The sequence below is a fragment of the Tenacibaculum sp. 1_MG-2023 genome (assembly GCF_030547425.1).
Classification (GTDB): Bacteria; Bacteroidota; Bacteroidia; order Flavobacteriales; family Flavobacteriaceae; genus Polaribacter.
This window is the reverse complement of sequence record NZ_JAUORH010000009.1, coordinates 94,587-106,757: the sequence shown is the minus strand read 5'-3', so window position 1 is coordinate 106,757 and position 12,171 is coordinate 94,587. Positions and strand designations below refer to the sequence as shown.

8 protein-coding genes and 1 riboswitch are annotated in these 12,171 nt (G+C 32.1%); of the genes, 3 read left to right on the top strand and 5 right to left on the bottom strand.

The features are described 5' to 3' along the window. Positions 1 to 23: 23 nt before the first annotated feature. Positions 24 to 707 carry a cell division ATP-binding protein FtsE gene (locus Q4517_RS08250; protein WP_303508052.1) on the top strand — a complete coding sequence of 228 codons (684 nt, stop codon included), beginning with the start codon at positions 24 to 26 and terminating at the stop codon, positions 705 to 707. Positions 708 to 916: 209 nt separating this feature from the next. On the opposite strand, the gene mdh is transcribed toward Q4517_RS08250, so the two are convergent. From mdh to gyrB, 4 genes are all read right to left on the bottom strand, one after another. Further along, positions 917 to 1,843 carry a malate dehydrogenase gene (gene mdh, locus Q4517_RS08245; RefSeq protein ID WP_125343487.1) on the bottom strand — a complete coding sequence of 309 codons (927 nt, stop codon included), beginning with the start codon at positions 1,841 to 1,843 and terminating at the stop codon, positions 917 to 919. Positions 1,844 to 1,969: 126 nt separating this feature from the next. Further along, the gene (locus tag Q4517_RS08240; protein WP_303508051.1) at positions 1,970 to 3,895 is read right to left on the bottom strand and encodes a PQQ-binding-like beta-propeller repeat protein; all 1,926 of its coding nucleotides are present in this window, start codon (positions 3,893 to 3,895) and stop codon (positions 1,970 to 1,972) included. 122 nt (positions 3,896 to 4,017) lie between these two features. Then, positions 4,018 to 5,058, bottom strand: a complete 1,041-nt coding sequence (locus Q4517_RS08235; RefSeq protein ID WP_303508050.1) for a DUF6588 family protein — start codon at positions 5,056 to 5,058, stop codon at positions 4,018 to 4,020. Between the two features lie 92 nt (positions 5,059 to 5,150). Next, positions 5,151 to 7,088 carry a DNA topoisomerase (ATP-hydrolyzing) subunit B gene (gene gyrB, locus Q4517_RS08230; RefSeq protein WP_303508049.1) on the bottom strand — a complete coding sequence of 646 codons (1,938 nt, stop codon included), beginning with the start codon at positions 7,086 to 7,088 and terminating at the stop codon, positions 5,151 to 5,153. A 430-nt stretch (positions 7,089 to 7,518) separates the two neighbouring features. On the opposite strand from gyrB, the gene Q4517_RS08225 reads away from it, so the two are divergent. Next, positions 7,519 to 8,697, top strand: a complete 1,179-nt coding sequence (locus Q4517_RS08225) for a DUF3103 family protein (RefSeq protein ID WP_303508048.1) — start codon at positions 7,519 to 7,521, stop codon at positions 8,695 to 8,697. Between the two features lie 86 nt (positions 8,698 to 8,783). On the opposite strand, the gene asnB is transcribed toward Q4517_RS08225, so the two are convergent. After that, positions 8,784 to 10,445 carry an asparagine synthase B gene (gene asnB, locus Q4517_RS08220; RefSeq protein WP_303508047.1) on the bottom strand — a complete coding sequence of 554 codons (1,662 nt, stop codon included), beginning with the start codon at positions 10,443 to 10,445 and terminating at the stop codon, positions 8,784 to 8,786. Between the two features lie 229 nt (positions 10,446 to 10,674). Continuing rightward, a riboswitch (cobalamin riboswitch) is annotated at positions 10,675 to 10,872 on the top strand. 94 nt (positions 10,873 to 10,966) lie between these two features. On the opposite strand from asnB, the gene Q4517_RS08215 reads away from it, so the two are divergent. After that, positions 10,967 to 12,031: a DUF5074 domain-containing protein gene (locus Q4517_RS08215; protein WP_303508046.1), complete on the top strand. Its 1,065-nt coding sequence runs from the start codon at positions 10,967 to 10,969 to the stop codon at positions 12,029 to 12,031. Positions 12,032 to 12,171: the final 140 nt, after the last annotated feature.

Here is a 12,171-nt window from a genome sequence, read left to right as displayed (position 1 = left end):
AGATTTGTAAAAAACTATACTCCATGGAAAATCCTGTTTTACACCTAGAAAACGCAGATATTTATCAACAAGACAACTTAGTGTTGTCAAAAGTAAATTTTACTTTAAATAAAGGTGATTTTTATTATTTAATTGGTAAAACTGGAAGTGGGAAAAGTAGCTTGTTAAAAACCTTGTATGGTGATTTACGTTTGCAACGTGGCTTAGGAAGTATCGTTGATTTTGATTTAAAGAAAATGAAAGAAAAAGATATTCCTTTTTTAAGAAGAAAATTAGGGATTGTTTTTCAGGACTTTAAATTATTAAATGATAGAAATGTTTTCTCTAACTTAGAGTTTGTGTTGAAAGCTACAGGTTGGAAAGATAAAGCTGAAATGAAAGATAAAATTCACGAGGTTTTAGATAAAGTAGGGATGAAAGAGAAGTACTATAAAAAAACTTTTGAATTGTCAGGAGGAGAGCAACAACGTGTGGCAATTGCTCGAGCTTTATTAAATGATCCTGAGTTAATTTTAGCGGATGAACCTACTGGGAACTTAGATCCGAAAACTTCATTAGAAGTGATGGAGTTACTAAATGAAATTCACCAAAGTGGCAAAACAATATTAATGGCTACCCACGATTATCAATTAATTGTTAAGTTTAAACAAAAAGTAGTTAAATGTGAGGGAGGAGAACTGTTTGAAGTAGTACCACAAACCGTATAGTATATAAAAAACAAACCCACTCCAAGGATGAAGTGGGAAAATTGCTATGAAAAACTATGAAAAGAAACACTACTAATGCTTCTCTTATTATAAAGACGTTCAGATTAGCAGAATCTTACACAGTTATTAGAATTTTAACAAAAATTTATAAAAAAAATCCTGAGTAACAAAACTACTCAGGACTTTAAATATTCTACTGTGTTAACTTCTTAGAAAGTTAAAGCAGTGTTGTTGTTTTTAACAGCTTCAGCTGAAGAAGTTAAAGCAGCCTTTTCTTCTTCGCTTAAGTTAATTTCAACGATTTTTTCAATTCCGTTTTTACCTAATACTACTGGTACACCGATACATAAATCAGATAAACCATATTCTCCTTCTAATAAAGCAGAACAAGGGAATATTTTCTTTTGGTCACAAGCAATTGCTTGTACTAATCCAGAAACCGCAGCACCTGGAGCATACCAAGCAGAAGTACCTAATAAACCTGTTAAGGTAGCACCACCAACTTTAGTATCTTGTTTTACTTGCTCTAATCTTTCTTCTGATAAGAATTCAGATACAGGAACAGAGTTACGAGTAGCTAAACGAGTTAACGGCACCATTCCTTTGTCAGAGTGACCTCCGATAACCATTCCGTCAACATCAGAAATAGGAGCTTCTAAAGCTTCAGCTAAACGATACTTGAAACGAGCAGAATCTAATGCACCACCCATACCAATGATTCTATTTTTAGGTAACCCAGTTGCTTTGTGCACTAAATATGTCATCGTATCCATTGGGTTAGATACTACAATGATAATTGTGTTAGGAGATTGCTCAACTAAGCTAGCAGCTACAGATTTTACAATACCAGCATTGATTCCTAATAACTCATCGCGAGACATTCCTGGTTTACGAGCAATACCTGAAGTAATTACACAAATATCTGATCCAGCAGTTTTGCTATAATCTCCTGTTGTTCCTGTAATTTTAGTATCAAAACCATTTAAAGAAGCAGTTTGCATTAAGTCCATTGCTTTACCTTCAGCAAAACCTTCTTTAATATCAACTAAAACAACTTCAGAAGCGAAATTCTTAATAGCAATGTACTCAGCACAACTAGCACCTACAGCACCTGCTCCTACAACCGTTACTTTCATTTTATATATGTTTTTTGTAATTAATTATGTTTATAAGTGCGGAATCCGCACAAGATGCACAAAAATAGCGATTTGGCTATGGATATAAAAGAAAAACCCGTTGATATTTCAACGGGTTTTATATTGTTAGTTATAGCTAAATATTTTTAAGTCTTTTCCTTTAGAAAAATAAATCTTTTTAGCAGGTTTGTCAATTTTGTATTTTGGTTTATCTACACCAAACTCATATGTTTGAACAGTATCACCAGAGTCTTTGTTAACTTGCACTAAAACTTTTTTTCCTTCTTTGTTTGCGTAGAAGAAAGCATTATTTTTAGTAGCTTTAAAAGCATTGTGTCTTGTATCATCCCATATGTCATTGGCAAAAGATGTCATTAACTTTCCTTGACTGTGTTGACTATAACCTTTATAGAATCTAGATTCACCTGTACCTTGTTTCATTATATTTTGTTGCCCTACGAAATGTTCTGACGTATGTAGTCCAACTCCAGTTGACATGTTGTACATACCAGCTAATTGCATGGCTGATCCTGTTACCCCTAGGGTAAAAGCGCCGAAGTTTTTTAAATGACGCAATCCTTCACCAGGTTGCTTGAAGAATTCTTTTTTGATGACGTTACCTTTAAGATCAGTCATTACGAACTCCCAATTACCATTTATAAAGTATCCATTGTCTCGAGCCTCTAAAAGATTAATGTCTTTTTTATTATGAAATTCAATTTTTTTCACCTGATCTTTTCCTAATCCTTTATCAGGATTTAATATGTATAATTTTTTACGTTTTAGTATAATTAAATTTTGGTTTTTATTATCAAAGGTAAGTTTATCCTCTTTTGGATCCACAGCTATTCTGTATACTTTTTTCTCTTGTCCTTTTTTAAAATATAAAATTCTAAAAGGAGTTACAAGAATGATTCCATTATTGTATTCAAAGGTAGTATATTCCTCATCGTCTTCAACTTCAAAATCAATACCAGAAATCAGTTTTTGAGGCTTTTTCCAAACTTTTTTCCCTATATTGTCAACTAAATGTTTTTTGTTTTTATAGTAAACCATATAACCTTCATCAGTTTTTTCAACACCTTTTACTTTTTTTCTTTTAAATTCTTTTTTCCACGCTTCTTTACCTGTATGATAATCATACAATTTGGCTCCGTCTTCATGGATAAGGAATAGTTTTCCATCTTCAAATTGATAGTTCACGAAGCCTTCATCTAATTTGATAGATTTTTTCCAAACTTCTTTACCTGAGTTTACATCAAACGCTATAAGTTCTTTACCGATTACTTTTTTACCTATCAAAGATAGTCCCATGGTAAATCCAGCTTTAATAGCACCTCCAACCAAAGAACTGCTTTTGTTTTCAACAGCAATTAAAGATTTGTTATCTTCTGTAAAAAATAATTTACCAGCGTCATATTTTTCTGATAATATAACTTTACCATCAGATTTGTTAATTAAAAAAACAGTTTTACCAGCTGTAAAAGCAATTTTATCCCCGTTTTGGATAAAGTTATAAGCACCTGCACCTCCTAATAATAAGCTTCCTAACTTCTTATTAGTTTTTATAGAGCTTTCCCAAATAATGTTATCATTTTCAATACTAGTTAAAAATAGTTTAGCTTCAGTTTTATCAGTTTTTGCAAAAAATAAAATAGCATTTTTACCAAAAACAAACTTGTCATCAAAAATTCCTTTGTATCCATTGGTCTTTTCGTCTAAAATTTTATGACCCGTTTTGATGTTGAAAATTGTTTGATTAAATTTTCCGAATGGAGATAATGCTACTTCAGTAAAAGAAGAGCCTCCATCTTGACCAAGAGCATTAAGACTTTTAATAAATCCGCTTTCTTTGAACTCCCATATTTTTTGACCTGTTTCACCATTAACTCCATATACGGCACCGTCTGTTGTAATCACGGGAATCCCTGTTAGGTTGTGTAGGTAAACGTCACTAATTTTACTATCAAGAGTAAGTGTGTGATCAGGAACCTTTTGAGCGGAAACTAATAAAGAGGTTAATAGAAATAATAAGAATAATTTTGTTTTCATAACACTTAAAAATTAAGAGGTTAAAATTTTGTTAAATTGAAAATTAGCTGCGAATATAGAGATTAAAAAAATCCTATTTAGTTAAATAGGATTTTTTATTATACATTTTATAAAGTGAGTTTTTATCTAAAGCTAAAAGCAATACCTGCATTAACAGAGTTGTACTCTTGTAAGGTGTAACTTCCGAAGATTTTAAAGAAACCTAAACTTAAACGAGCACCTAATGTGGTATTAAAACTACCAGAGCTAGAGCTTAATGATAGTGGGTTTGTTCCAAGGTTTTCTCTTTCTGTACCTAAAGGTGTAGAATAATTAGCGTAAAAACTATCTCCTCTCATATCTAAGCTTGTGTTACCTCCGTTATATCCAACACCTCCATAAATGTTGATAACAGGGAAGTTTAAAGAGGCTATAGCTTGAACGGTATATGAATTTAATCTAAATTCTGTAACTGCATTTCTAGCTTCGATGTCTCCATCTACGTCACCAATAGTGTAATCTACATTCATATTGGTGTAGGCGGCTAATAAAGAAACATGTAAAGGAGTTTTATCCATTGGTCCAAACCAATCAGTAATTTCTTTTTTAACACCAATACCAAATAATCCACCTTTTACATCATCTGAACCTACTTTAGGAGAGTATCTAAGCATCGCTTCAAATTTAAAAGGGAGTCCTAATCCAACTTGGACAGAAGGAGCAGGTATAGCATTAGCAGGTAGGTCATCTTTTACTCCACCAGGCATAGTGAAATTAGCAGTACCTATTTCGTTCCCTTGATCATCACGTAAAGTGTATTCAAGTTCAGCTGTAGTAACATTATCACTACTTGAACCTAGTACAGTAGGAGTATCAAAGGTGTTGTTTATTACTTTTGTATTTTGTGATAAACCTAACTTAGATATATTAAATATTTCGTCTTTAGAAGGAGCGAAAGAAGCATTGGCACCAATAGTGATATCAAAGCCAAATTTTTTATGAACTTTAGCAGTATGATACCAGCCATTGTTCATACTATAAATAAAACCTTTCATAGCAGGGTCTAAATAAGCATTTGTTAATTTGCTAGCGTCTTCTTTTGCTAATAAAATAGTTTCTAATTCTTGAGCTTTAACACTAAAGCTTATGATTAAAGTTAGTAAAGGTAATAGAGTTTTTTTCATAATTATGAAGGTGTTTGTTTTAAGCGGTAAAAATATAAAATAAAAAAAAGCTCAATAATTTTATTGAGCTTTTTTGTCGTTAAGAAATTGTTTTATGCATCAATATTCGCATATTTTGCATTCTTTTCTATAAAATCTCTACGTGGAGGAACTTCATCACCCATTAACATAGAGAATATTCTATCAGCTTCAGTTAAGTTATCAATAGTAACTTGTCGTAATGTTCTAAATTCAGGGTTCATAGTAGTATCCCATAATTGTTCTGCGTTCATCTCCCCAAGACCCTTATAACGTTGTATGGCTACAGAACCTCCTAATTTTTGAGCTATTAAATCACGTTGATTGTCATCCCATGCATACTCACGTTTTTGTCCTTTTTTAACTAAATATAAAGGAGGGGTTGCAATGTAAATATAGCCTTGTTCAACCATTTCACGCATGTAACGGAAGAAGAAAGTTAAAATTAAAGTTGCAATGTGAGAGCCATCTACATCGGCATCACACATAATTACAACTTTATGATATCTTAATTTCGATAAATTTAAAGCTCTAGGGTCTTCTTCTGTACCAATAGTAACCCCTAATGCGGTAAACATGTTTTTGATTTCTTCATTTTCAAAAACTTTGTGTTGCATTGCTTTTTCAACGTTTAAGATTTTACCTCTTAAAGGAAGAATAGCTTGGAAGTTACGATCACGACCTTGTTTTGCAGTACCACCTGCCGAGTCTCCCTCAACTAAGAAAATTTCACAAAGAGCTGGGTCAGTTTCAGAACAGTCTGATAATTTACCAGGTAAACCACCAATACTCATTACTGTTTTACGCTGTACCATTTCACGAGCCTTGCGTGCCGCGTGACGTGCTTGTGCTGCTAAAATTACTTTTTGAACAATAGTTTTAGCATCATTTGGATTTTCTTCTAAGTAATCTGTTAGCATTTCAGATACTGCTTGTGATACAGCAGCACTTACTTCACGGTTACCTAATTTTGTTTTTGTTTGACCTTCAAATTGAGGTTCTGCTACTTTTACAGATACAATTGCTGTAAGTCCTTCACGGAAATCATCACCAGCAATTTCAAACTTTACATTTTTTAGTAAACCAGATTCGTCAGCATACTTTTTTAATGTATGGGTTAATCCACGACGGAAACCTGATAAGTGGGTACCACCTTCATGTGTGTTAATGTTGTTTACATATGAGTGTAAATTCTCTGCATACGAATCGTTATACACCATAGCAACTTCTACAGGGATTCCATTTTTCTCTCCTTCCATAGAAATTACATCTTGGATAATTTGTGTTCTTGTTCCGTCTAGGAACCTTACAAATTCCGATAATCCTTCTTCAGAATGAAATACTTCAACAATATCATTTCCTTCATCATCTTTATTACGCTTGTCTGTTAACGTGATAGTAATCCCTTTATTAAGGTACGCTAATTCACGCATACGAGTAGCTAAGGTGTCGTAATTGAATTCGGTAGTTTGCTGAAAGATTGACCTATCTGGTAAAAAGGTAACGATGGTTCCAGTAAAATCAGTTTCTCCAATAGTTTTTACAGGGTACAAAGTTTTACCTCGTTCGTATTCTTGTTGCCAAATTTTACCTTCTTTATGTACAGTTGCTGTTAAATGGTCAGAAAGTGCGTTAACACAAGAAACTCCAACACCATGTAGTCCACCAGAAACTTTATAAGAATCTTTGTCAAACTTACCACCAGCTCCAATCTTAGTCATTACTACTTCTAGAGCAGAAACTCCTTCTTTTTTATGGATACCTACTGGAATACCACGACCATTATCTCTTGTTGTAATTGAATTATCTTCATTTATAGTAACATCAATGGTGTCACAATGACCAGCTAAAGCTTCATCAATAGAGTTGTCTACTACCTCATATACTAAATGGTGTAAACCACGTACTCCAACATCACCAATATACATGGAAGGACGCATACGTACATGCTCCATTCCTTCTAACGCCTGAATACTATCGGCAGAATAATTATGTTTTTTTTCTTCGCTCATTATAAAGAGAATTAAATTAAAGTCTTTATCATAAAAAAATCGCTCGAAAGCGATTATAGTTACCTCACAAATTTACAACTTTAAAAGCTTAAATTAAAGTTTTTAAGCGGTTTTTATGGTGTTTTATTAACAATTGCTTTAAAAATAAAAAACCGCTTAAAAGAGCTAAAAACACTTTTAAATTAATTTTTATAGCTTTTGGGTAGTTTTTGTGAATCTTCTTTTTTTTAAGATTGCTTATATGGCTTAAAAATTTTTGTATAAATAAATAATTTGAGTATTTGTTGTTTAAGTGTTAAATAAATGTATATAAAATGCTGTTTAATGTGTTTTGTGTTATTTTTTAATAAATATTTAACGCTTTTTGTGGTTTTTGTAGTGCTTTTTGTTATTATTGATGTCAATATTAATAAATTAAATTTTTTTAAAAATGAAAACCCCCCGAATTTTATTTGGAGCTTTATTAGCTTCGATGTTGTTTATTGGTTGTAACAATTCTGAAGAATTAGTTACTGGTTCTGATAATTTAGTAGAACAGCAAACTTCTGATTTAGTAAATAAGAAGGAAGCTGCTTTTCAATTCATTGATTTAATGAAAAATCAAAGTTTTAAAGAAAAAGCTGTGGAGCTATTGATTAATCAGCAACCTAGCGTTGCGATGTCTAAAATTTTAGAGCAAACTTCTGAATTTGTAGATGGTGAAGAAGCATACAAATCATTAGCTTCTAAAACAACAACGTTAGAAAATAGAGCCTCTAAAGAAGCTGCTCCTGACAAAATAGAGATTTTAGAGGTTTGGATGCATAATGGAAAAAGAATAGATAATCTTTCTGATGTGTTGTTTTCTTTTGCTCCTGAAGGAGATGAGAAAACATGGAAAAGAGTTGAGGCTTATACAATAGATAAAGAAGTTGTTTATCTTGACCCTAAAGAAGCACCAAGTCAAACAGTAATAATTATTGAAACCGATGGTTTTGAGACTTTGAAGAAAGAAGTTGCTTATATGAATAAGTATCTTCAAGAAGGAGGAGTTCAAAATGAGAGGTTTTTAAATTCTTCATTTGATTTAAACGCTAAACCTGCTAGAAATACAGGTTTAGAAACTACGAGATTAGATAAGATTAGATTAAATGATGATGAAGAGCCTTGGGTAAGTGGAGCTGCTGAGGTGTACGCTATAACATCAGGGATTAAAGATAGTACAAATAATCCTGAAATTAAGATAATACCTATGTATTATTTAGATCATGATGATACTGATTATTACCCGAATCAAATATTATTGTTTTGGGATGATTATCAATATCAAGCAGCAAATATTCAGTTATTTGAAAAAGATGACAATACAAATTATAAAGACTTAGTTTCTGCTATTGTAAATGGAGTTTTTCAAATTATAGGAACAGTTTCTACGCAACCTTGGGTTAATGTTTTGGGACAGGTTGCTGGAGCAATAATTCAAGCGATGCCTGATAGCTGGTATGCTAATAATGATGATTATGTAGATTCTTTTTATACAATTGAAAAAAATAAGAGTTACAATAATTATTATGGTGCTAGAAGAAATGCTAAGATAAATTTATCTCCTTTTTATGTAGCTCCAAATTAAAAAATAAATTTAAAGGAATAACAAAAACCTCGCTTATTGGCGAGGTTTTTTACAACTAAAATTTGAAAATAAACTAAGAATTACTCTTAGTAAGCGTCTTCATGTACAGTCTTAATAGCTCTACCTGAAGGTTCGTTTTGGTTTTGAAAACTTTTATCCCATGCTAGTGCTGTAGGACTACTACAGGCAATTGAAGGAACAGAAGGAACTGTTAAAGCAGCAGTTTCACTTGGGAAGTGTTCTTCAAATATTGAACGATAATAATATTCTTCTTTGGTTCTTGGTGTTTGCGTAGGAAAACGATGTGGAGCATTTGCCATCATTTCGTTAGTAATAGCAGCTTCTACAACTTCTTTTAAGGTATCAATCCAGTTGTAGCCAACTCCGTCAGAAAATTGTTCTTTTTGTCTCCAAGCTACTTCTTTTGGTAAATAGCTCTCAAAAGCTTTACGTAATACCCATTTCTCCATACGTTCACCATTAATCATTTTGTCTTCTGGGTTAATACGCATTGCTACATCCATAAACTCTTTGTCTAAAAACGGAACACGTCCCTCAATTCCCCAGGCCATTAAGCTTTTGTTAGCACGTAAACAGTCGTATTGGTATAATTTATCTAATTTTCGTACAGTTTCTTTGTGAAATTCTTCTGCGTTAGGGGCTTTATGGAAGTATAAATATCCTCCAAAAAGTTCATCAGCACCTTCGCCAGATAAGACCATTTTTATTCCCATCGATTTAATAACACGTGCCATTAAATACATTGGAGTAGAGGCACGAACTGTTGTAATATCGTAAGTTTCCAAGTTGTAAATAACATCTTTTATTGCGTCTAAGCCTTCTTGAATAGTAAAGGTTATTTCATGATGAATAGTATCAATATACTCCGATACTTTTTTAGCTGCAGCTAAATCAGGTGAGCCTTCTAAACCAATAGAAAATGAATGTAATTGTGGATACCAAGCAGCATCTTTATCACCAGATTCTACACGTTTAGCAGCATATTTTTTTGCAATAGCAGAGGTAATGGAAGAATCCAATCCACCAGAAAGTAATACTCCATAAGGTACATCACTCATTAGTTGCCTATGAACAGCGGCTTCTAAAGCATCACGAACTTCATCTATGGAGGTCTTATTGTCTTTCACAGCTTCGTATTCCATCCAATCACGAGAATACCATTTTTGCAAACCATCTTCACGCGTATAATAGTGTCCTGGAGGAAAAATTTCAATTTTGTTACAATAACCTTCTAAAGCTTTTAACTCAGAGGCTACATAAAAAGTACCGTGTTTGTCCCATCCTATGTATAAAGGAATAACTCCCATATGATCACGAGCTATTAAATATTCATCGGTAATAGAGTCATAAACCGCAAAACCAAAAATCCCGTTTAAATCATCTAAAAACTCAACTCCCTTTTCTTTGTATAAAGCTAAAATAACCTCACAATCAGATTTTGTTAAGAATTTATGTTGCTCTTTGAGTTGCTTTCTTATTTTTTTATGATTGTATATTTCTCCATTAGCAGCTAATACAAACCTACGGTCATGGCTAAATAGAGGTTGTTGTCCAGAGGCAGGGTCAACAATTGCTAGTCGCTCATGTGCCATAATTGTTTTTTCATCGCTATAAATTCCACTCCAGTCTGGACCTCTATGGCGAACTTTCTTAGCCATTTCTAATAGTTGAGGTCTTAATTTATCTGAAGGTTGTTTTAAATCAAACGCACATACAATTCCACACATAATTTTGTTTTTTATTGTTTATTACAATGCAAATAACCTAATTATGTTTTTATTTTTAAACAATTATGTTGTTATTGATTACGTATTGTAACTTTTTAATCTGAAAGATAATGTTTTAGAAACTTTAATTTGAGTTTAAAGATATTCTTGTAATACTTATAAAGTTGGGTTTCATGCGGAAAGGAGGTGTTGGAATTTTAACAGTAAAATTGATGTTTCTTTCCTGAGACTAAAATATATTTGCTGTGGTTTTTCTTTTGAAGAAAAGAAAATTAAAAGGGAATTAGGTGAAAATCCTAAACTGTACCCGCAACTGTAAGCTTAGGCCATTAATTATGGGCACTTGTTATTTCTTACACCACTGTTTTTACGGGAAGGTAGTAGCAAGATGTTAGTCAGGAGACCTGCCAAAATTTAATTCATTGCTTTTCTTTCGGGTTAAAAGAAGAAGCAGTAAAGAACATTTGAAATATAATGTTTGTATTTTTTTGTTTTCAGAAACTTTAAATTTAATTATAATAATGATACGTAATTATAGTATTGTATTGGTATGTTTAATATCAGTTTTTTTTTCATGTTCAAGTGATTCAACGAAACATGAACCAACTCCAATTTATGATAATTCTTTTATACTAAGTTATGAGGGGGACAAAACAGTGGTAGGGTACTTAGATGAAATTCAGATTTTTACCCCAAATGTATATGAGTCTCTAAATAAAAATTCAATATCTTTTACAAACTTTGAAAATAGTTTATTCATAGTGTCTCAAGACGGACCTAATTTTGTTACAAAATTAAACTTAAAAGATCTTGCAGAAGAAGCAGTGGTGACTACATCTAAGGTAAGTAGTCCTTCTTATTTAACTATGTACTCAGAAACAGAAGGTGTAATAGTATCAACTGGTGGAAGAGGGAGACGAAAAACGTATGATTTGTCATTTTTTAACTTAACAGAAGGAGTAAAAGATAAAGTTGATGGAATTTCATCAAAAGTATTGTTTTCAAAGTCAGGGGTGTTAGTAGATGGAGATAATATGTTAATAGCGGATGATAAAGAACTGAAAATATTAAACATTAAAGATAAATCATTAAAAGTGGTGTTAACTTTTGAAGATGTAATCTCAGGTATTTTAAAAGGTAAGGATAATAAAATTTGGATAGGGACAGAGAAAAGAGTTGGTGAAGCTAAATTTATAAGCTTAACAGCTAGTTACACTGTTGATGAAACGATTACGTTATCAGGAGTTAATTTGTATAAGAATAGTATGCTTTCAATAAGCGAATTAAGTAGTTACGTTTATTGGTCAGAAGTATCTACAGGAATAATTTATCGTTTTAATACAGTAACAAAAGAAGTAGAAGAGTTTATTAACCCAACTACAGAAGGAATAATGCTTACAACTGTTATAAGAGAACACCCTACTACAGGAAAAGTATATGTTTTAGGAGCAGAAGATTTTTTTGATACAGATAAAAGTATACTCACTATATATAATGAAGATAAATCTGTTTTTAAAACTGTAAAAGGAATAGGTAACTCGCCAATAGATATTTTCTTCTCTAAAGAAGATTTTTCTGTAAATTAAATATTGTTTATTTATTTTTTAATGCGAAAAAGTTTGTAAAATCAAAATCACTTTATACATTTGTAGCATAATGATAAAACAACAATTAAATAACTGGTGGTGGAAAACTCGTAACTTACGTTAGTGAGACCATCTTGTTA